The organism is Collimonas sp. NPDC087041, assembly GCF_044745265.1.
Classification (GTDB): domain Bacteria; phylum Pseudomonadota; class Gammaproteobacteria; order Burkholderiales; family Burkholderiaceae_D; genus Collimonas.
The window spans coordinates 144437-166133 of sequence record NZ_JBIUZX010000003.1; the positions used below are offsets into that span (position 1 = coordinate 144437).

The following is a 21697-nucleotide window of genomic DNA, read 5'->3' on the forward strand; positions in this document are numbered from 1 at the left end:
CCATGACTTCCCGTTACACCATTCGCGATCGCAACGGTTTCCGTATCGGGGAATTGATGCGCCGCTGGGAAACCTTGCTGGCCCTGCTATTTGTTGCTGTGTTCGTTACCAACAGCCTGCTGGTTCCGCATTTTTTCGATTTTTACAACCTGGTCGACAGCACTTTCAATTTCAGTGAAAAGGCCATGATTGCGCTGCCGATGGCCTTGCTGATCATTTGCCGGGAAATCGACATCTCGGTTTCCGGCATCCTGGCACTGTCGTCAGTGGCGATGGGCCTGGCCAATCACTATGGCATACCGCCGCAAGGATTGCTCTTTGTGGCGCTGGCGACAGGTACCGCCTGCGGCATGTTGAACGGCATTCTGGTGACCCGTTTTGCATTGCCGTCGATCGTGGTGACGATCGGCACCGTGTCGCTGTTTCGTGGCTTGTCGAGCGTGATCCTCGGTGATCAGGCGTTCACCGGCTACCCGCAATTGCTGGTGGACTGGGGCCAAGGCTATTTCTTCGACGTGATTCCGCGTGAATTTGCTGTACTCATCGTGTTAGCCATACTGTTTGCCTTTCTGCTACACGCGACCAGTTGGGGTCGGCGAATTTATGCGATCGGCAACAATCCTGTCGCAGCACGGTTTTCGGGCATCCCGGTGGACCGCTATCGTCTGGCGCTCTTCATGCTGACCGGCGCCATGGCGGGCCTGGCCGGTTATTTCCTGACCGGACGCATAGGCAGCACTCGTCCCAATATTGCCTTGGGCTGGGAGCTGGAAGTTATCACTATGGTCATCCTTGGCGGCGTCAGCATCGCCGGCGGTGCCGGCAGTATCGGCGGTGTCTTGCTGGCGGTGCTGACCTTGGGCATGGTGACGTATGGACTGGCGCTGGCCAATGTCCCCGGCATTATCATGACCATCGTGGTCGGTGTGCTGCTGCTGATCACGATTGCCTTACCAAGGCTGTTGGGCGGCAGGCGCGTCAATAAATAGTCCTTCTCAATCGGCTTCGCCAGACAAACACGATGGAAAAAATCGCTTTCAGGATGCAACTCAAAGCTGGCAATATCGCCGAATACAAACGGCGGCATGACGCGATCTGGCCGGAGCTGGCCGATCTGTTATCCGACACGGGGATACGCGATTACAGCATCTTTCTCGATGAGGCGAGCGGCATGCTGTTTGCAGTGCTGCTCCGCACCGAGAACCACCGCATGGATGCGTTGCCGCAGCATCCAATCATGCAGCGCTGGTGGGCGCATATGGCGAACCTGATGGAAACCGAGGTGAACTCGGTGGCCCCATTGGTCGTACCGCTGCTGCCTATGTTCCACTTAGCGCCCCATCTGGATTAATCAATGGAATTCACCACGGGTGCAACGGTTGTTCTGGACATTGGCAAAACCAACGTCAAACTGACCCTGCTCGATGCCGGCGGCAAGTCTCTGGCAGAACAACGCTGTCCCAACATTATCGTCAACGACGAGCCGTATCCACATCACGATACCGAGCGCATATGGGATTGGCTGCTGGCTACGCTCCGTCTATTTTCGCAACGCGCCGATATTGCGGCGATCGTCCCTGTCACGCATGGCGCCACCGCAGCGCTGGTCGACGCTGATGACTTGGTGCTGCCGGTGCTTGATTACGAATCCACCTTGCCGCAAACGCTGGATCGCCAATACCAGGCGCTGCGCCCATCATTTGCAGAAACGTTTTCGCCAGACTTGCCTGCCGGGCTGAATTTGGGGCGCCAATTGTATTGGCTGGCACAAAGCTTTCCGAGTGAATTTGGCCGTACCCGCCACATCCTGACCTATCCGCAATACTGGGCTTGGCGGCTGTCCGGCGTCGCTGCCGGCGAAATGACTTCGCTTGGCTGTCATACCGATCTATGGCAACCGCTGCAGCAAACATACTCGACGCTGGTAGAGCGCATGGGCTGGGAAAATCTGTTGCCGCCGCGGCAGCCGGGATGGACTGCCCTGGGGCCGCTACGCCGGGAATTATTGCAGGCCACCGGCTTGCCGGAGCACTGCCAAATCCTGTGCGGCATCCACGACAGCAACGCCTCACTATTGCGCTACATCGGTAATGTACCGGACGCGATGCCGCGCACTGTGCTATCGACCGGCACTTGGGTTATCGCTGCGGCGTTCGGCAAACCGCTCGACGGCTTGAACGAACACCTGGACATGCTGGCCAACGTCAATGTGCTGGGACAGCCGGTGGCCTGCATGCGCTTCATGGGCGGCCGCGAATTCGCGACGCTGGCCGGCCCCGAACCGAAACAATGCAGTCAGGTCGACTTGCAAGGCCTGATCGACCAAGCCACATTGGCGCTGCCCTGCTTTGCGGAATCCGGCGGACCGTTTTTCGGGCAAGTCGGCAGCATTTCAGGACCTCCCCCGCAAACTGCTGAAGAGCGTTATGCGCTGGCTACGTTGTACTGCGTGCTGATGACGGACTATTGCCTGACTGCGCTGGAATCAGACGGACCAATCGTGGTTGAGGGCAGCTTCACCGATAACCCTTATTTTTCAGGATTACTGGCAGCGTTACGCAAACACCAGGCGGTATCATTTTCGGACGACACCAGCGGCACCACCTGCGGTGGCTGGATGCTGCATCACTGGGGACACACTTCTGCCGTCCATTGCGAATCGGCGGCATTGATGCAGCTGAACGGATGGGAAGCCTACAGAAATCGTTGGTTTGGGCTCGTTCAGCAGACCTGAAAATAAATACGTGACAACTCCTCTGGCAGTCGTGCCGCTCTGAATCGGCATGCCGATCCAAGACAAGTAGGCCGACGTCGATTTTTGAATTATCGATAACGCAACTGCCAAAATTAGCAGGATGACAATCCACTTTTCCCCCTTTATTATTAAACCCGGTAAGAAAAGACAAGCCTTTAACAAATAGTTTGAGAAGCACTTTCAAGCCAATTTGACAACAAATCTCGTGCTTTGCGCTTGCTGCAGAAAATACCTGTTTGTCAATTAAGGAAAATCTCTGCATATTTATATTGCAGCGCACAAAAATCTTCTTGACAGCCGTTCAGAATAATTTACAATCAAATTGTTGCGTCGCACAATGCACGTTTGAAGTCACTGGCAGTCGCAATCAACGGCTAGTTCATAGCCACCTTAGCCGCCTTACTTATGTCGTATTTTTTACAGCATCAAACCCTAGGAGAAGCCATGTCTACCGTTGCAGAACAATTCTCGGCCGCCGCCAAAGCAAATTTCGAATCCAATCTGGCGCTGTTTACCGATTTCACTACCAAGGCATTTTCCGGCGTGGAAAAGCTGATCGACCTCAACCTGAGCGCTGCCAAGGCTTCGCTGGAAGAGTCGAACGCTGCCACCCAGAAGCTGTTTGCCGCCAAGGATCCACAAGAATTCTTTTCGCTGAGCGCATCGCTGGCACAGCCGAACACTGAAAAAGCTATCGCTTATGGCCGTCATTTCGCCAGCATCGCTTCGAGCACCCAGGCTGAACTGACTAAAGCTGCTGAAGCGCAAGTTGCTGAACACAAGCGCAAGGTCATCGAGTTCGTCGACCAGGCTTCGAAGAATGCTCCTCCTGGCGCAGAAGGCGCAGTTGCTTTCGTCAAATCGGCAATCGGCAGCGCTAACGCTGGTTACGAGCAGTTCGCCAAGAGCACCAAGCAGGCTGTTGAAACTCTCGAAAGCAATGTCAATAACGCTGTCGATCAATTGTCGCAAGCTGCTACCAAGACTGCTACTGCTGCCCGCGCCAAGAAGTAATCATTTGCTGGCGGGCTTATGTCCGCCGCGCGAAATCTTCTCGGTATCCGGCAACACGGTATCGACTTACCCCGGATATCCGGGGTATTTTTTTGCCTGGCCATAATCCACCAAGCAGTGAGTTAAATGGAGTCGGCTTTTTTTCGGCAACTTTGTCACCGAAATAGTTAAATGGGGTCAGAGTTTTTTTTCGCGGCCTTTTGCGAAAATTACTCTGACCCCATTTAACGGACCACGGGGTACGTGCGGCGGTGCATTAGTCTTGTTCGTCCGAAGTTACTTAAAACGGTTACTACTCCGTGGAGGCTTGCCGGGGGCGGCCCGGCAGCCGCTCACTTTTTGCTTCGCCAAAAAGTAAGCAAAAAGGCGATCGCACAGCCGTTGCCCGCCTACGGCGGGTTCCCAAATGAGCCGCGCGCCAGTCGGATGGGACACAAACTCGCTGCGCTCAAACATGTGTCCCATAATTCCCGACTGGCACCCATCTCATTTGGCAACGTCAGCATGCGAAAAGTCACAAACAACGGCAACGTCAACGTCAAAAGCCAATTCAAAACCAACAGCAACGTCAAAACCAGTCCCGAGAAGTTAAATGGGGTCGGAGTTTTTTTCGCGGTCTTTTGCGAAAATTACACTTCCCGCGCAGCTCTGACCCCATTTAACGGACCACGGAGCGCATGCCGTTGTATCCGTGTTTGCCTGATCTCAAAACTTCGCCAACGCCACCAATTTCAATAACCGCCCCAGCGCCTGCTCGTCCATCGCTGCCGGCAAGTCGCAGATATGCAACAGTTGTTGCTCGATATTTCTCGCAGTTGCGCCGGCTTTCAATGATGCCTGCAGCACTTCGACCTGCAATTGCAAGCGTTCGCGCGATAGCTCTGGTGGGCTTTCGGCGCTGGCGAGGATTTCGGCGCGTAGTAACTCCTGTTGCAACAATGGACGATTGGCTTCCAATGTCGCAGCGTATCCGTCGCTATTTTGCAACGCCCGTTCAAAGCGGGCAGCGATGATTTTCTCGAAGCTTGGCGCTAGTGGCGGCAATGCCGCCCAGCTTTGCCGCCGGTCGGATTCATCATCATCCGCGGCAGTGCCTAAATTGGCTTCGGCTTTTTGACACAGGATCAGCTTGTCGCGCAAGGCGTCGGCTTGCGCCACTGCTGCCTGACGACGGCTTTGCTCCAGGCGCGCCTGGATTGTGGCGACCGCAGCCTGGAAACGGGCTTCGATCTGCGCCTGCTCGGCACGCGGAACTTGTCCGGCGCGCGCCCATTCTTGCTGGGCCTGCTGCAGGATTTTCGGCAGCGCCGTCTCCGGTTCCACGGATGCAGCCTCCAGCAACGCGCATTGTTCCTCGCGCAGCCGCAGATTGTCGCGCCGCTCAGCATCGGCGCTAGACGCCGACTCCTTGCGTTGGGCAAAAATGGCATCGCAAGCAGCGCGGAAACGTAACCACAACTCCTGCTCTTCCTGACGCGGCAACGGCAAGGCTTTGGCCTGTTCTTGCCAGCGCTGCTGCAATTCGCGTACACGGTCGGCCGTATCGCGCTGATTGGCGGGCAGTTGCGCCGCTTCGTCGATCAGTCTTTCGCGCCGGGCGATTTCGCTGCGCTGTTGCGCCGCCAGCGGCGTCAACAGGACCTGGATTGCGGCGGCAAATGCGCTATCGAGGGCTTTCTTCTCGCTGCGATTGATTGGCCCCTGGCTCTTCCAGGCCTGCTGTTTCTGCTGGCAAAACTGGGCGATGGCTTTCCAGTCAGGCGCGACTCCCGCCACCGGCTCTGCCGGCAACGCGGCTTGCGCGTACTGCTGCACTTCATCGATCAGTGCGCGCGCATTGACTTGATTCGCCTGGCGCTGTTCGGCCTGTTGCTGGAAATGCGCAGCGACCGGCGCATAGGCAGTCGTGCAGGCAGCGTCGAAACTTTCCCACAGCACTTTCGGCGCCGATCCGGAACTGCCGTCGAGGGATTTCCAGCGCGCCCGCAGGCTGCCGATTTTCTTGGCCAGCTCAGCCGGCGCCAACTCTTGCCCGGCCAGCTCCTGCGCCGCCTTGGTCAATTCTTCGCGCGAGACATTGCCGCCCCATCGCGCCCAACCTTGCAAGCGGGTCAGTTCGCTGCGCGCCTGCGCCAGGCGGCTGACTTGCGCCGCGCTTGGTTTGTGCGTCTTGAAATCGATGGCGCGCAGGGTCTTGTCGAAATCCATCGCCGCCTGCAAAGCGCCGTCTTCCAGAGATTTCTCCAGGCCTTCCAATGCCTCCGCAATGCTGGCTCGTTCGCCATTGTCCGCCGCTGCTTGCTCGGCCTTCGGCGCTGCCTGGATTTTTTCCGGCTTGCTGACCACGACCGTATGCTGTTTCAGCAATGCCTGATAACGCTGTTCAAGCTCATCGCCCAGCGCAGCCGCAGGCAAGCTCGGCAAGGCCGACCAGGCGCTTTTCAATGTTGCCGGATTCAGGGCTTCCGTCGCCCCCTCCCATGTCGCCAGCAAGTCGCGGCGCGCTTGCAGCGCGACTTCATGTTGCTGCAGATCGGCCAGCAATTTGCGCAGCGCTTGCGCTTCCTGCGCGAAATCAACCGCCAGATGGCGCGGCAATGTCACTGCTTCGGCATGACTGGAGCAAGCCGTCATCTGCGCTTCCAATGCATCCAGCGCCGCCGTTTGCGCCGCATGCTGTCCATCCGTCCTGGCCTGCTGATGCAACTCGCGCACGTCGGCCAGCAAGCCGATGGCGCTACGCTGCAAGCCTGCCTGATCTGCCAGGCGGCCGGCCAGTGCAGCCCGTATCTGTTCAAATTCCTGCAACAGCCCGGCCGGCGCGTCCTTGGCGTTCCAGCCGCGATCCAGTTCCGCGACCTGATTCGGCATCAGCAACGGCTCTTGCAGCAAACGTTGCGCCTGCGTCACGCTGGCGCTTGCCTTGTCGGTGACCAATTGCTGTTGCCGCGCGCTGTCGAGGCGGCCTTGCATCAATTTGGCGACACGCCGATCGGTATTGCGGCAGGCTTGCAATACCTTTTCCAACGCCTCGCGGCTGCTCACCAGTTGCGCTGCCCGCAGACGAGCATCGGCAAAGCTCGATTGCAGAATGAACTCAACCGCTGCCGCTTCATCGCCCAAGGCCTCGGCTTGGCTCAGCGCTTGCTGCTTTGCCTGGTCGGATGCTTGACGGGCTTCGGCGCGCACTGCGGCTTGCACTTCAGCGACGGGTTGAGGCGCGGGACGATCTGCGCGTTTGAAGAGGAATCCGAACATGTGATGTCAATCAGATGGAGCGCATTGCCGTCGGCATCGCTGGCGGCAAGCGCAATTGGTTAAATGAATGTGGATTGGCAATGAATCGCTGTCTGGGCTTATGCGGGCCGGTACTCGGCCTTCAGTTGATCCAGCCCGGCCAGCATTTTCTTGAACGCCGCAGCGCTTTGCACCGGCTCGCCCTTGACGCCGAGATCGATGTGGCGCCGGGTATTCGCATCGCCGACATGCGGCAGGCTGAACACCTTCACCAACGGGAATTCCGCTTCGATCGCTTCCATCAACGGCGTCAACGACGATTCCATCGCTTCGAACACCAGCACCGATTGTTCCAGTTGCGGATTTTGATGAAACCGGTCGGCGTAGTAAGTGTCCAGTACCCACTCGAACATAGGCCAGGCCATCACCGGGAAGCCTGGCGCAAAATAATGTGCTCCGCCACCGTGTTGGTGGCGAATCGAGAAGCCAGGGATCTTGTTGTAAGGATTCGGGATGATGTCGGCGCCTTGTGGGAACTCGCCCATCTTCAGCCGATGCAGATTGTCAGGCGTGTCGAAATCAACGACATGCCCGGCGTCGCGTGCGGTATCGGCAATCCGTTCACGGATTTTCTCGCGCGCCTGCGGATGCAGCACCAGCGGCACGCCAAGTGCGGCTGCCGCGCATTGGCGGGTATGGTCGTCCGGCGTAGCACCGATGCCACCGGTGCAAAACACGATGTCGCCGCTGTCAAACGTCCGCTTGAGCGTTGCTGTGATGCGCGCCGGATCGTCGCCGACATATTCCGCCCAGTCGAGGCTCAAGCCGCGTGCCGAAAGCATTTCCAGGATTTTGGGGAAGTGTTTGTCGACTCTCCTGCCTGACAGGATTTCGTCGCCGATGATGATGAGTCCGATTGCCATGAAAATCGCCGCTTAGTTGAAGATGCTGAGTTAAAGATGATTAGCTGAAGCTGAAGGAGATGTATAACTGGAAACACCTGCCTTGTTAAACCTCGCAACATAAGCCGGCCATCTTACCCCCGAATATTGACGGCGGCATGAAAGCCGACTTTATTCTGGAACCGAAGTATCCGACAGTTGATGGATTTCCTGCTTGTCCTTGCTGTTAGCCATGATGACAGCAGCCTGGCCGGCCGCACGATATTTGGCCAACGCTTCCAGGCAATAATATTCAAACCACAAGCCGGTAAATACAAACACCAGCACATATAACCAAATCGAACCGGCCGCCAGCAGCGGAAAAACCACCAGCCACAGCGCCCCGCCCAGCCACAAGACGGTCGGCGCCGCGCCCAAGGCGCCGGTAATCACGCCGATCACCAGCAGCGGCCAGCGATGAATCCGCAGGATCGCCCGCAGTTCTTCCTTGTCGGCGTGGGCCGCCAACGCTTCGTAGGCAAACACCCGGTAAGTCAACCAGCCCCATAACACCAGCGGAATCAGGAAGGCAAACGGCGGAATCAGCCACAGCGGCAACGTCACCAGCCACAGCACGCAAAACAAGAGGAAAGCTGAAAACGAAGTCCAGATGCTGCCGAGCAGCGAGCCGCCCTTGCGCAGTTCTAGTTCAGCAAAATGGCGGCGGCCGACATGACGCGCCGTTGCCGGCAAGGCAAATGCGCCGACGAACAGCAGCGCAGTGAGGATCATCAACGGCAGCAAAGCCCACAGCGCCAACCAAGGCACGATGACGGTCTTGAGCGCCCCCAGGCCGAGCCAGGCCGGCATGTAATTGGAGAAGCCCATGCCATCGTTGCCGGCAAAGTAATTTTTTTGCAGCCAGTCGATCAGCGGTTGCAAGCCCCACCACAGCGCCAAGCCCCAGATCAGGATCGACAGGAAAAATGGCAGGAAAGTCAGCATCAGCATGCGGTAATGCAGCTGCGACAATAAAGCCCTGCCGAAGGCGACCAGTACCGGGCGCATCAGCGGGCCGACTTTCTGGAAAATTCAACCATGCGTTTCAACCCCAGCCACTGCTGCGACCAAAAGCCGCGGCCGTAATCGCGGGCTGGCTTGTCGGCCGTAGCGATCTGGTCGCGCACGCCGGTGTGCTCGAAGGTCTTGGCGAAATGGGCGGTGCGGAACAAGCTGTCCCAGAATGAAAACAACACGCCGAAATTATGTCCGCCCAAGGTGCCCTTGCCTTTGCTCTCATGGCCGATGCCGATCGCATGGTGCCAGCGATGAAACCGCGGCGACACCACGATGGCGTCGCCCAGCCGGCCGAAATGAATCCGTACATTAGCATGCTGCAGGCTTTGCAGCATGCGCGTGATCGACACCAGCAGCACATATTGCGCCGGCTCGACACCAATCGCCAGCGCCACCAATGCCATCGTGACATCGTGGATCACACCGTCCAGCAAGTGGTTGCGATCGTCGCTCCACAAGTTCATGTTCTGCTGGCTATGATGCAAGCTGTGCAAACCCCACAACCAGCCGAAACCGTGCTGTGCGCGGTGATACCAGTATTCGCAGAAATCCAGCACCAGCAGGTACAACAGGAAAGTCACCAGCGGCTTGTCGGTAAGACCGGGCAGCAGGTTTTCCAGGTTGAATGGATTGATTCCCTCCAGGTGCAGCAGCTCGGTGACTTTTGCCACCAGCGGATCGATCAGGAAAAACACCAGCAACGAAAATGCGCCGAGCCGATACAGCACGGTATAGATGAAATCGATCCAGCGCGCGCGGCGATCGGTGATCGCATGCACCGGGATCACACTCTCCAGCGGCCGCAGGACGAGAAACAGCAGGACCAGCTCACAGACGCCGATCAGGAACCATTCGGTGCCGTCGAACGCGTCTTCCAGGTATTCGCTGAAACCGGCGTGGAACATGAGCGGCTGCACCACCGATTGGAACAGCCAAGCCTGGGCGCCCGCAAACCAATTTATCAAGGTGTCGATCATGATGCCTTACGCACCCTTCCCTACTTTAGGCGCTGCGACCGGCCCTTTCAGGTTGCCCTTGTAGGCAGGATGGTCACGCAGCGTAGCAAAACAGAAACCCTTTTTTTCCAAGCCGCTGATCAGCGGTTCCAGCACTGCCGGCGCCCAAGGATCCTTGCGCGACCAGATGCCCAGATGGGCCATCACGATATCGCCATCCTTGAGGTTTTTCAAGCTACGCTCAAGCAACATCCGGTTCGGCCATTTATCGCTCGGCAGCTCGTCGCCGGAAAACCCCGCCTCGGCCCATGCCACATGCTTGTATCCGCAGGCTTCGCCCGCCGCCAGCGTGCGCGGCGTCAGATGACCGCCGGGCGTACGCCAGAAGTGGTCGATATGGGTTCCGGTCAGGCTCTGGAAGCGTTGGTCGACGCGGTTCAGCTCGTCGCAATACTGCTGCGGCGTCCAGGCCTGCAGCTTGCCGCCGTTGGCGCCGAATTGCGGCTTCACTTCGATTTTGCCGTCAGGCAGATCGCGCTTGGCGTAGACATGATCGAATGTGTGGCTGCCAAAAGCATGGCCGTCGGCCACCAGCGATTTCCAGAAAGGCGCCCAGCTCGGATCGAGCGTGTAATCGCCGTTGACGGTTTTTTCATTTGCCATGAAAAACGTCGCCTTGATGTGGTGACGGCGCAGGGTCTGGGCGATGTACTCAGCCTGAGACTGGCTGCCGGTGTCGAAAGTCAGATAGATCGTGCCGGTGCAAGCCTTGGACGATGCCGCAGCAGCCTGCTCCGCCAATGCTGCCGGCATGGATGCAATCAGCGCCGCCATGACGCCAACGGCCAGCAAACTGCGCTTTCCCGGAAAGACCATGCGCATCACAATTCAGGAGCGCGGTTGCTGAAATAGATGCCGTGCGGCGAACGCCCCACCGGGATCGACTTGATCACCTTGCGGGTTTCCAGGTCGACAACCGACACCTTCTTGACCCAGCGCTGCGTAACCCACATGGTCTTGCCGTCGGCGGTAATTTCCATGCAATCCGGACCGCCGGGGACAGCGATGCTGCCAACGCTTTCCAGTTTGTTCAGGTCGAGGATGTTGATCGTGCCCGAGACACGGTTCGAGACGAATACGTGGCGGTTGTCGCCTTGCGGACGGAAGTTGTGCGCGCCGTCGCCGGTCTTGATTTTCTTGACGATTTTTTGGGTGCGCCAGTCGACCACCGCAACATAATCGCTGCCCATCACACCCACCAGCAGGTATTTATTATCCGGCGTCATGTATACGCCAGCCGGCTGCTTGCCGATCGGCATGGTCCACTTGACCTTTTGCGTGGCCAGGTCGACCGCTGCCAGCTCATCGCTGCCCTGCAGGCTGATGAAGGCCAGCGAACTGTCGGCGGTAAACGCCATATGGCTTGGCATCGATGGCAGCGGCAGGCGCTTGGCCAGTTTCAGGTTCTTGCCGTCATAGCCATAGATGTCGATCCGATCCAGCCGCAGGCCGTTGGCGATGAACCACTTCTGGTTTGGCGAAAAGCCGATCTGGTATGGGTCGACAATATCTTTTACCTGGCTTTGAATCTGGCCGTTCGTCGGATCCAGGAACAACAGCGAATTGCCGGTGGCGGCAGCGACGATCAGCGATTTGTTATCAGGTGTCGGCATCAGATGATGCGGCTCCTTGCCAACCGGAAAAGTATTAATTTCTTTATAAGTTGTCTGATCCAGCAAGGTGATGGTGGCGTCACGGGAATTGAGCACCACCACGACATTGCCTGCGGTCGAAGCGGCAGGAGCGGCGGGCACTGCAGGAGAAGCCGGGGCAGCAAATGTGGAAAATGCGGTCAGCAAACCGCAGGCAGCGACGATGGAACGACGAACAAAAGCTGGCATAGCGAAACTTTGAAAAGCGAAAAGGGCTATTTTACCGCGCATGATTCAGGCCCACGGATTTAAATGACTTGGCCGGCCCTGCCAAAACGCAGCGGCAATCGCTTGCCGGCACGGGCTAGCGAGCATTTTTTAGTTTACACTGCGACCACTTGCAGTCAAATTACCACCACTCTATAAAGGACCATAATGTCGACCATTACTACCGTTTCAGGCCTGCAGTATGAAGAAGTCAGCGTTGGCGACGGTGCTGAAGCCAAAGCAGGCAATCATGTGACCGTACATTACACCGGCTGGTTGCAAAACCCGGACGGCAGCGCCGGCAAGAAATTCGATTCCAGCAAGGATCGCGGCGACCCGTTTGAATTCCCGCTGGGTGCCGGCCATGTCATCAAAGGCTGGGACGAAGGCGTCCAAGGCATGAAAATCGGCGGCGTCCGCAAGCTGACCATCCCGGCAGCGCTTGGCTATGGCCCGCGCGGCGCCGGTGGTGTGATCCCACCGAACGCAACACTGATTTTTGAAGTCGAACTGCTGGGCGTCTAAATCCTGCACTGCGATTCGATCATCCGATAGCCGCCTGATGAAATATTTCGGCCTGCCTGACGCCGTCTCGATTACCTGCGTGGCCACGCCATTGCTGCTTGCCGCGTTGCTGCTTGCCGCGTTGCTGCTTGACGGTTGCACCGTGGTCAGCGTCACCAGCAGCGTGGTCGGCGCCGGCGTCAGTGTCGGCAGTGCGGCGGTCGGTGTTGCTTCTACTGTCGTTGTCGGCACCGTCAAGGCAGGTTCTGCCGTGGTTGGCGCCGTCACCGACTGAACTTGCTCTGACCTTACTTTTTCCCGATCCATCTACACGAGACGAGATTCCCATGACACTTCAAGCCCAATTTGAACAAGCCCAGGCCGACTCCAAGACGTTGAGCGAGCGCCCTGACAACATGACGATGTTAAAACTCTACGCGCTGTTCAAGCAAGGCAGCAGCGGCGATGTCCAAGGCGAGCGCCCTGGCATGACCGATTTTGTCGGCCGCGCCAAGTGGGATGCATGGAACGAGCTGAAAGACACTAGCAAGGAAGCGGCGCAACAACAGTACATCGACCTGGTTGAAAGCTTGAAAGACTAAAAGACCGAAACTGGTCTGTGAAAAACGGGAAAGGCGCGAAATAGCTATCTATCTCGCGCCTTTCTTTATTTTCAAGCGACTTTATTTATCTGCCAGCATTACCTTGCCCAGCACTTCAGGATTGAGCAAGTTGGGCGGAAACGGCCGATCTTTATCCGGCAACAAAGCCGCCAGCAGGTTACGCGCGGCGCAATCCGCCATGGCCCGCCGCGTCGGCTCCGATGCACTGGCGATATGCGGCGTCAACACCACATTCGACAAACCCAGGAAATCCGGATGCAAGGCTGGTTCGTTCTCGAACACGTCGAGTCCAGCCGCCGCAATCTTGTGCTCGCGCAAAGCAGCAATCAGGGCCACGTCGTCAACGATGCCGCCGCGCGCCAGATTCACCAATGTCGCTCCCGACTTCATCAACGCCAACTCGGCAGCGCCGATGGTATGGTGCGATTCCTTCGAATACGGCAGCACCAGGATCACATGGTCGGCTTGCTGCAACAACTCTTCCTTGCTGACGTAACGCGCCTGGTTGGCGCGCGCCTCCAGCTCCGGCGACAGCCGTGAACGGTTGTGATACAGGACCTGCATGTCGAAGCCCAGCGAACGTCGCGCAATCGCCTGGCCGATGCGGCCCATGCCGATGATGCCGAGCGTAGCACCGTGCACGTCGGCGCCAAGGAAACTGTCGTAACGCCATTGTTTCCAATGCCCGGCGCGCAGCCAATGCTCGGATTCGGTCACGCGCCGGGCAGTCGCCATCAGCAACGCCCAGCCGAAATCGGCAGTGGTTTCATTGAGTACGTCGGGTGTGTTGGTGACCATCACACCGGCTTTGGTGGCTGCCGCGACATCGATGTTGTTGTAGCCGACAGCCTGGTTGCAGACCGCCTTCAGGCGCGGGCTTGCAGCCAGCAGTTCCGCCGAAATACGTTCGCTGGCGGTGGCGATCACACCATCCTTATCCTGCAGGCGTGCCGCCAATTCGGCGGCGCTGAAAATATGATCTTCCTGGTTGCTTTCAACGTCGAAATACTGCTGCAACCCGGCGATCACTTCCGGGAATACCGCACGCGCCATCAATATCTTTGGTTTCATTGCTCAGCCATTAACGGAAGAAAATAAAGGTCATCACCACAAACAATGGCACCAGCACCACGCATGCCCAAGCCATGTAGCCGAAGAAGGAAGGCATGCGGATGCCGCGCTCCTCGGCAATGGCCTTGACCATCAGGTTCGGCGCATTGCCGATGTAGCTATTGGCGCCCATGAACACGGCACCGCAGGAAATCGCTGCCAGCGTTGCCGCCAGTTTGGTCATCAGTTCGGTTGCATCGCCGGATGCCGTGTTGAAGAACACCAGGTAAGTCGGCGCATTATCGAGGAACGACGACAGCACGCCGGTGGCCCAGAAATACATGACATTGTTTGGCTGACCGTCGGCGCCGGTGACGGCACTGACCACGGCACCAAAGGCGCCGTGCTCGCCAGCACGCAACATGGCAATCACCGGAGCAATCGTGACAAAAATCCCGGCAAACAATTTGGCCACTTCGAGGATCGGGCCCCAGGAAAAATCATTGCCTTCGCGGGCGATTTTCGGCGTGAGCCACAGCGAAACCAGGATCACCACAACCAGCAAGCCGTCGCGCAGCAAATTCTGCAATTCCACCGTTGTGCCGTAAATGTCGTAGCTGACGCCCGGCTTCCAGAAGCCGCTCATCAACACCAGCAGCACGACCAGGCCCAGCAACACAAAATTGAATTTTCCTTCGAAACGCAGCTTGGCGTCGTCCGGCGTCGGATCCAGCGATGGGGAGAATTCTTCTTCGCGGTTGTGGAAATAATAGCGGTCGAGGAAATAAAAAATGACCAGCAGGGAACCCCACATGAACATGGTTTCGCCAAAGATGTTCTTGAAGGTCCAGGAAAAATCAACGCCCTTCAGGAAGCCCAGGAACAGCGGCGGATCGCCAAGCGGAGTCAAGGCGCCGCCGGCATTGGCAACCAGGAAAATGAAAAACACGACGATATGCACTACGTGCTTGCGGTTGTCGTTGGCCCTGATCAATGGCCGGATCAGCAGCATGGAAGCACCAGTGGTGCCCATCAGGCTGGCCAGCACAGTGCCGATTGCCAACAAGCCGGTATTCAAGGCCGGGGTGCCGTGCAGATTGCCGCGCAAACATATCCCGCCGGCCACGACGAACAAGGCTGTCAGCAAAATGATAAATGGAAAATACTCTGCCAGGAAAGCATGCACGACGCCGGCTACCGCTGTCGGCACACCCAAGCCGACCGCACACGGTATCAGGAATGCCAACGACCAGATCGCTGCAATCTTGCCGAAATGATGGTGCCAGAAGGTCGGCGCCAGTAGCGGTCCGAGTGCTATCGACAGCAGCAGGCCCATGAATGGCACGCCCCACCAGATGGATAGTTGGCTACCGTCAAGTTCCGCGGCCTGGGCCGCCAAGGGTAGAAATGCGATCAGGCTAGCAAGTATTTTTTTATGCAATGTAGTCTTCCGAATAAGCGAATGAATAGGAATCAACCAGCATTTTAATCTGTAACCGCTAGTAATCAAATAAACAACGTCATGTTGGCGTCGCCGGGTCGGCAATCTGGAAAACTTGTCGCAGGTAATTCAGGTAAGCCTTGTCGTCGCACATGTTCTTGGATGGCGTGTCCGACAGCTTGGCCACCGGCTGGCCATTGCAACGCACCATCTTCATGACGATTTGCAACGGCGTATAGCCGAGGTCGTTGGTCAGGTTGGTGCCGACGCCGAAGGCAACGCGGGTGCGATCCTTGAAGCGCAGGTACAGCTCGTTGACCTTGCCGAAATCGAGGCTGTCGGAAAACACCAGCGTCTTGGTGGCAGGATCGACCCGGTGATTCTGGTAATGCTTGATCAGGCGCTCGCCCCATTCGAACGGATCGCCGGAATCGTGGCGTGCGCCATCGAACAACTTACAGAAATACAAATCGAAATCGCGCAGGAACGCCTCCATGCCGTAGACATCCGATAACGCAATGCCGAGGTCGCCGCGATACTCCTTGGCCCACATTTCAAAACCGTAGATCTGCGAATCGCGCAAACGCGGACCGAGCGACTGACAGGCCTGAAGGTATTCATGCGCCATCGTGCCGAGCGGCGTCAGGCCGTATTTCATCGCGAAATGAACGTTGGAAGTACCGACCAGGTGCTGAGAAAAATCGCGCTGCAGGGTCTGCACCACTTCCTCGTGCCAACGGCCCGAAAAACGTCGCCGGGTACCGTAGTCGGCCACCTTGCAGCCGGCCATCGCGGCATCGTCGCGGATCAGCGCCATTTTGCTTTGCAAGCGCCGGCGCCCCTCGATCAGGTCCGGCTCACTTTGCGTGGCGCGGAAATAGACCTCGTTGACAATCGACAGCACCGGCACTTCAAACAGGATGGTGTGCAGCCACGGCCCCTTGACCACGATATCGATCTCGCCGTTATCGGCTGCCGACGGCTGCACGCTGATGTATTTCTGCTGCAGATGGAACAGCCCGAGAAACTCGATGAAATCGCTCTTCAAGAAACGCAGGCTGCTCAAGTAGGCCAACTCCGACTCCTGGAACCGCAAGCGGCACAGGCCGGCGATTTCATCACGGATCTCGTCGACATACGGACGCAAATCGACGCCCTGGTTGCGGCATTTGTAACGGTACTCAACTTCAGCCGCGGGAAAATGATGCAAGACCACCTGCATCATCGTGAATTTATACAAATCGGTATCGAGCAGCGAGGTGATGATCATGATCTTTGAATGCGGGGGTAATGATGAAGGGTGTTAGCGAAACCCGGGAACGACCCGAACCAGTCTCGCATCTTACCGCAGCAGTTTGATTGCGGTTTTATTTGTTGTGTGCAGTGTCATAGCCCACTTTCAGCTTGGGGCGCGGCACCATCGGCTGGGCTTGTGCATGCCCAGCTTGAGGCTGGCTATGCAAGGCTTAAGCCTCCTCTAAAAGATAGCAACATGATAATGTTATCTTACTGCCCCATGCCACAGAAATTTTTACGCCAACTTATCCTGCACCCTACCCGCGTGGCGGATGATCCGGCTCAAAGAAGCACCAGCGCACCTGCGGCCAGCGCTCCTGGATTTGCGCCTCGATCTGGTTGATCGTATCAACCAGCGCCACATCCGAAGGCTGCGGCTGCATCACCGCCTGGACCGCGATCATGACCTGCTCGCCCCACTGCATCGAAATCAGATTACGCACGTTGGCAACACCGGGATGCGCTTCGATCTGCGCCTTGATGCCGGCGTGCACCTCGGGCGCAGCGGATTCACCGGTAACCATCGCCTTGACTTCGCGGATCACCAGCACCGCGACGATCATCAGCAATGCGCCAACCGCAATCGTGCCGCAGGCGTCCCATAGCGGATTGCCGGTGATTACGGTCAGCAGCACCGCGGCAAAAGCCAACGCCAAGCCCGCCAGCGCAGCAATATCCTCGCCAGCCACCACCATCAGCTCCGACTGCCGGGTCTCGCGAAACCATTGCATGAAGGGCTTGCCGTGCGAAATCTTGCGGATCTCAACCATCGCCCCGCGCAGTGAAAACGCCTCCAGCACTACCGATATGCCCAGCACGCCGAGCGCCACCAGCGGATTGCTGATCGGCTCCGGATGACTCAAGTGCTCAATGCCCTTCATCACCGAAAACGCACCGCCAACGAAAAACAACAGTAGCGCCACCATCATCGCCCAGAAATACACGACACGTGCATAACCCATCGGATGCGACACATCGGCCGGCTTTTTGGCTTCCTTCAAACCGATCAGCAAGAACACCTGGTTGGTGCAATCGGCCAGCGAATGAATCCCCTCTGCCAGCATGGCTCCGGAACCGGTGAAGAGCGCGGCGGCAAACTTCGCCAGCGCGATCCCGCCGTTGGCGCCTAAGGCGTAGAAAATGGCTTTGGTGGAACTTTCGGTGGAAGATGACATAATTATTTGGCGGCAACAAATAGGCTCACAATAGCCACTTTGGCAATTTCACGCAAGTTGCAGGGACGGTCGCCGCAAGAGCCAGGAGCGCAAGCCGAAATCGCGCAAATGACCGCATTTCAAGCAAATGTGATTTTTACATTTGCTTATATGGATTCTATATAACCACAATTTGTAGGAAAACCTGAATTACCTTAAAATACAAGGCTTTGCGACTGGGCGAATATATGAGCGTCACTTGCTCGACACCACCCCGGCGCCGCCTCAAGACCATTTACAGATAGGACTGTTGTTATGACCCACGTTGTGACCGAATCCTGCATTCGCTGCCGCTATACCGACTGCGTGGATGTATGCCCGGTTGATTGCTTCCGCCAAGGCCCGAATTTCCTCTCGATCGACCCGGACGAATGCATCGATTGCGCTGTGTGCGTCGCCGAATGTCCGGTCAACGCCATCTACGCCGAGGAAGATGTGCCTGCGGACCAACAGCAGTTCATCAAGCTCAATGAAGATCTGTCGCGCCACTGGCCGTCGATCACCAAGACGGTAGCGCCGCTGGCGGATGCCGATGCGTGGAAAGACGTCAAAGAAAAACTGGAATTTTTGCAACGTTAATTGAAGCACCGGCCATCTCAAAAGGATGGCCAAAGCAGCAACAGCGCTAATTCATTCATTTTAGCCCGGCCATTACCCCCAGCCATTAGCGCAACCGATATTCGCCGCCAGCCTGGCATGCTCGCCGAGTGCGAGACGCCAGGGCCGCGTTTAACTTTATTCCAATCGCCGCTGCAGCCAGCGCTCAGACTCAAGGCCGCGGCGTTTTGGGGGACCCAACTGAAACAGGAATCAGATCGTCGCATGGATACCAACGTCAAGCTTGATGCAGCAACCAATTCTGTCAATAACGCCCCGATCGAGACGGATGCCGTCATCATCGGCGCCGGTCCGGTCGGCCTGTTCCAGGTCTTCGAACTCGGCCTGCTCGAGATCAAGGCGCACGTCATCGACTCGCTGCCGGTCGTCGGCGGCCAATGCGTCGAACTGTATCCGGACAAGCCAATATACGACATCCCTGCAGTACCAGTCTGCACCGGCCAGGAACTGACCGACAACCTGCTCAAGCAGATCGAGCCGTTTGAACCGACCTTCCACCTTGGCCAGGAAGTCACGCTGGTGGCGCGCCGCGAAGACAACCGCTTCGACGTCGAAACCTCGACCGGCACCCGCTTCATCACCAAGACCATCTTCATCGCTGCCGGCGTCGGCTCGTTCCAGCCGCGCACCATCAAGGTCGACGGCATTGATCAGTACGACAACACGCAGCTGTTCTACCGCGTCAAGGATCCAGTTCAGTTCCACGGCAAGAACCTGGTGATCTGCGGCGGCGGCGATTCGGCGCTGGACTGGGCGCTGGACATGGTCGGCAAAGCGGAATCGGTCGTGCTGCTGCATCGTCGCGAAGAATTCCGCGCCGCGCCTGCTTCGGTCGCCAAGATGAAAGCCTTGTGCGAAGCCTACGAAATGCAATTCCTGGTCGGCCAGGTGACTGGTCACGAAGCCAAGGACGGCAAGCTGAGCGAGATCAAGGTAACCGGTCCGGACGGCGTGACACGCCGCCTGCCGCTGGATACGCTGCTGGTATTTTTCGGCCTGTCGCCGAAACTCGGCCCGATCGCCGAATGGAGCCTGGACATCGAACGCAAGCAGTTGAAAGTGGTCGATACCGAGAAGTTCGAAACCAACATTCCGGGCATCTTCGCCGTCGGCGACATCAACACTTATCCGGGCAAGAAGAAACTGATCCTGTCAGGCTTCCACGAAGCAGCGCTGGCCGCCTTCGGCGCCGCGCCATACATCTTCCCGGACAAGAAAATCCACATGCAATACACCACCACATCGCCGAAGCTGCACAAGATCCTGGGTGTGGAATCGCCAGTATTCGATTAAAACCTGCCGCGTCACTCAATAAAAAGCTGTCCGAGAAGCAATTCTCGGACAGCTTTTTTTATTAATGGCAGTACTGGGCAACCAGCACACAAACGCGATTTAACATCCGCAATAACTACGTTTCGCTACTTTTCTCTTCGTGCATTCCGGGCGTCAGGAATGGGTAGCATATTTTTATTGTCTTATTGTTAAATTGTTTTATTGACATCTATATCGATTCGGATCAGAATCCGGCTGCTCGTGACGCAGGAACTACAGGGACGGCTTAAAAAGAACCCATTCCATGTGACACAGACATCAAGCTCAACAAGGCAAAACATGCACCCTTGCCCCAGCCCCGCCTGCTTCCGACCAAGCTCGTGGCTGCGGCGCAGGCGTGCAGGTAGTTCTCAGGATCGTCATGCTGTTTCCCACCGTCGAATACGCACTATTTTTTCTACTGACACTAGGCGTTGCGTGGCCGTTAGTACGATGGAGAAACTGGCACAACGGCTTTTTACTGCTCGCCAGCTATGTGTTCTATGGTTTTTGGAACTGGAACTACGTCCCCCTGCTGTTTGCCATCTCATTATTTGCCGGCTTGGTGGCGCAGCGCATTCAGCGTTGCTCTGAGAACAAAGTACGCAAGGCTTGGCTGACATTTGGGGTCATCGTCTGCTTAACAGTTCTCTGCTATTACAAATACACCGCATTTCTACTGCTCAATCTATTTGAGCTGTGGCCTCACGCCGCCAAGCTCTCCGTATTTCAAATAGACAGCCCATTATTACCGCTTGGAATTTCATTCTTCGTATTCCATGCGATTTCGCTGATGTCCGATGTTTACCGCGATAAATTAAAAGAGCCGCTCCATATTCCGGATGCATTGCTTTATGTAGCGTTCTTTCCGCAGCTGATCGCCGGACCGATCCTGCGCGCATCGACTTTCATTCCACAACTGACAAAGTCGCCTGACCCGCAGGCGATCGCAGTGAATCGCGGCCTGATGCTGATCGTGCTCGGCTTGGTCAAAAAAGTAATCATCTCTAGCCAGCTTGCAGTCTCCCTGGTCGACCCAGCTTTCGCCGCACCGCAAGCATTGGCCGGTCCGGACATGCTGCTCGCCGTATACGGTTATGCGATACAGATCTATTGTGATTTCTCCGGCTATACCGACATCGCGATCGGCTGCGCTTTGTTACTTGGCTACCATTTCCCCGATAACTTTAACCGCCCCTACACCGCCACCGATCCGCGCGATTTCTGGCGGCGCTGGCACATCTCATTATCCAGCTGGCTGCGCGATTACCTTTTTATTCCGTTAGGCGGATCGCATGGCGGTCGTTGGCTCACATCACGTAACTTACTCATCACCATGCTGTTGGGCGGACTTTGGCACGGTGCAGCGTGGTCCTTCGTGATCTGGGGCGGCCTGCATGGCTGCTACCTGATACTGCATCGCTTCTGGCTCTCTTTACCTTGGTTGATGCGCTTCAGAGAAACCACCGTCTGGCGCTGGATGTCGCGCTTTCTACTATTTAACGCAGTGTGTGCCGCCTGGATATTCTTTCGCGCAGCATCGCTACCGCAAGCACTAGACATATTCGCTCGATTCACCGTAAGCGGGCCGTTAACCTTGGCCAAGGACAGTGTGATTGCTCTGCTCTTGCTAGGCCTGATCGGACAATACGCGCCGGCCCGTTGGCAAGGGGCGCTGGAACGTGAATTTTCAAAATGGCCGACCGCGATGCGCGGAGCCGGATTTGCGATCGTGCTGTTCGCTATCGAATTGCTCGTTCCTGGCGGCGTTGTGCCGTTCATCTACTTCCAGTTCTAAGTC

The 21697-nt window shown here is 56.9% G+C and carries 20 protein-coding genes; 10 read left to right on the forward strand and 10 right to left on the reverse strand.

Annotated features, from left to right (window positions below; genetic code table 11):
* The first annotated feature begins 2 nt into the window (after nt 1-2).
* From ACIPF8_RS06520 to ACIPF8_RS06535, 4 genes are all read left to right on the forward strand, one after another.
* The gene (locus ACIPF8_RS06520) at nt 3-989 is read left to right on the forward strand and encodes an ABC transporter permease (protein ID WP_400419464.1); all 987 of its coding nucleotides are present in this window, start codon (nt 3-5) and stop codon (nt 987-989) included.
* Nucleotides 990-1021: 32 nt separating this feature from the next.
* Complete coding sequence (locus ACIPF8_RS06525) at nt 1022-1351, forward strand: L-rhamnose mutarotase (RefSeq protein WP_400418540.1); 330 nt, start codon at nt 1022-1024, stop codon at nt 1349-1351.
* 3 nt (nt 1352-1354) lie between these two features.
* Entirely contained in the window at nt 1355-2734 is a 1380-nt protein-coding gene (locus ACIPF8_RS06530; RefSeq protein WP_400418543.1) for an FGGY-family carbohydrate kinase, read from the forward strand.
* Nucleotides 2735-3199: 465 nt separating this feature from the next.
* Nucleotides 3200-3769, forward strand: coding sequence for a phasin family protein (locus ACIPF8_RS06535; RefSeq protein ID WP_400418545.1), 570 nt, complete (start codon nt 3200-3202; stop codon nt 3767-3769).
* 705 nt (nt 3770-4474) lie between these two features.
* Here the strand turns inward: ACIPF8_RS06535 and ACIPF8_RS06540 are convergent.
* The 6 genes from ACIPF8_RS06540 to ACIPF8_RS06565 form a co-directional block, all read right to left on the reverse strand.
* A complete protein-coding gene (locus tag ACIPF8_RS06540; RefSeq protein ID WP_400418548.1) occupies nt 4475-7027 on the reverse strand; it encodes a DUF349 domain-containing protein in 2553 nt (850 codons plus the stop codon).
* A gap of 98 nt (nt 7028-7125) precedes the next feature.
* Entirely contained in the window at nt 7126-7929 is an 804-nt protein-coding gene (locus ACIPF8_RS06545; protein ID WP_400418550.1) for a competence/damage-inducible protein A, read from the reverse strand.
* Nucleotides 7930-8079: 150 nt separating this feature from the next.
* A complete protein-coding gene (locus tag ACIPF8_RS06550) occupies nt 8080-8955 on the reverse strand; it encodes an EI24 domain-containing protein (RefSeq protein ID WP_400418553.1) in 876 nt (291 codons plus the stop codon).
* Nucleotides 8955-9941 carry a sterol desaturase family protein gene (locus ACIPF8_RS06555; RefSeq protein WP_400418556.1) on the reverse strand — a complete coding sequence of 329 codons (987 nt, stop codon included), beginning with the start codon at nt 9939-9941 and terminating at the stop codon, nt 8955-8957. The genes ACIPF8_RS06550 and ACIPF8_RS06555 overlap by 1 nt, the downstream gene beginning before the upstream one ends.
* A gap of 6 nt (nt 9942-9947) precedes the next feature.
* Nucleotides 9948-10733 carry a polysaccharide deacetylase family protein gene (locus ACIPF8_RS06560; RefSeq protein WP_400419466.1) on the reverse strand — a complete coding sequence of 262 codons (786 nt, stop codon included), beginning with the start codon at nt 10731-10733 and terminating at the stop codon, nt 9948-9950.
* Nucleotides 10734-10801: 68 nt separating this feature from the next.
* Nucleotides 10802-11821: a cytochrome D1 domain-containing protein gene (locus ACIPF8_RS06565; protein WP_400418559.1), complete on the reverse strand. Its 1020-nt coding sequence runs from the start codon at nt 11819-11821 to the stop codon at nt 10802-10804.
* A gap of 186 nt (nt 11822-12007) precedes the next feature.
* Here ACIPF8_RS06565 and ACIPF8_RS06570 point away from each other — a divergent pair, with 186 nt between their 5' ends.
* Genes ACIPF8_RS06570 through ACIPF8_RS06580 form a run of 3 tightly spaced genes read left to right on the forward strand, consistent with a single transcriptional unit; the run spans nt 12008 to nt 12945 of the window.
* Entirely contained in the window at nt 12008-12364 is a 357-nt protein-coding gene (locus ACIPF8_RS06570; protein ID WP_400418562.1) for an FKBP-type peptidyl-prolyl cis-trans isomerase, read from the forward strand.
* A gap of 37 nt (nt 12365-12401) precedes the next feature.
* The gene (locus tag ACIPF8_RS06575) at nt 12402-12638 is read left to right on the forward strand and encodes a hypothetical protein (protein ID WP_400418565.1); all 237 of its coding nucleotides are present in this window, start codon (nt 12402-12404) and stop codon (nt 12636-12638) included.
* A gap of 52 nt (nt 12639-12690) precedes the next feature.
* Nucleotides 12691-12945: an acyl-CoA-binding protein gene (locus ACIPF8_RS06580; protein ID WP_400418567.1), complete on the forward strand. Its 255-nt coding sequence runs from the start codon at nt 12691-12693 to the stop codon at nt 12943-12945.
* Nucleotides 12946-13026: 81 nt separating this feature from the next.
* Here ACIPF8_RS06580 and ACIPF8_RS06585 read toward each other — a convergent pair whose 3' ends face one another.
* From ACIPF8_RS06585 to ACIPF8_RS06600, 4 genes are all read right to left on the reverse strand, one after another.
* Entirely contained in the window at nt 13027-14037 is a 1011-nt protein-coding gene (locus tag ACIPF8_RS06585) for a 2-hydroxyacid dehydrogenase (protein WP_400418570.1), read from the reverse strand.
* Between the two features lie 10 nt (nt 14038-14047).
* Nucleotides 14048-15457 carry a sodium:proton antiporter gene (locus ACIPF8_RS06590; RefSeq protein ID WP_400418572.1) on the reverse strand — a complete coding sequence of 470 codons (1410 nt, stop codon included), beginning with the start codon at nt 15455-15457 and terminating at the stop codon, nt 14048-14050.
* A 79-nt stretch (nt 15458-15536) separates the two neighbouring features.
* Complete coding sequence (pncB, locus tag ACIPF8_RS06595; RefSeq protein WP_400418576.1) at nt 15537-16727, reverse strand: nicotinate phosphoribosyltransferase; 1191 nt, start codon at nt 16725-16727, stop codon at nt 15537-15539.
* A 283-nt stretch (nt 16728-17010) separates the two neighbouring features.
* Entirely contained in the window at nt 17011-17928 is a 918-nt protein-coding gene (locus tag ACIPF8_RS06600) for a cation diffusion facilitator family transporter (RefSeq protein WP_400418579.1), read from the reverse strand.
* 294 nt (nt 17929-18222) lie between these two features.
* On the opposite strand from ACIPF8_RS06600, the gene fdxA reads away from it, so the two are divergent.
* The 3 genes from fdxA to ACIPF8_RS06615 all read left to right on the forward strand — a co-directional run bounded on the left by fdxA (nt 18223) and on the right by ACIPF8_RS06615 (nt 21694).
* Entirely contained in the window at nt 18223-18546 is a 324-nt protein-coding gene (gene fdxA, locus ACIPF8_RS06605) for a ferredoxin FdxA (RefSeq protein WP_061532733.1), read from the forward strand.
* A gap of 243 nt (nt 18547-18789) precedes the next feature.
* Nucleotides 18790-19878: an NAD(P)/FAD-dependent oxidoreductase gene (locus tag ACIPF8_RS06610; RefSeq protein ID WP_400418582.1), complete on the forward strand. Its 1089-nt coding sequence runs from the start codon at nt 18790-18792 to the stop codon at nt 19876-19878.
* 400 nt (nt 19879-20278) lie between these two features.
* A complete protein-coding gene (locus ACIPF8_RS06615) occupies nt 20279-21694 on the forward strand; it encodes an MBOAT family O-acyltransferase (RefSeq protein WP_400418584.1) in 1416 nt (471 codons plus the stop codon).
* Nucleotides 21695-21697: the final 3 nt, after the last annotated feature.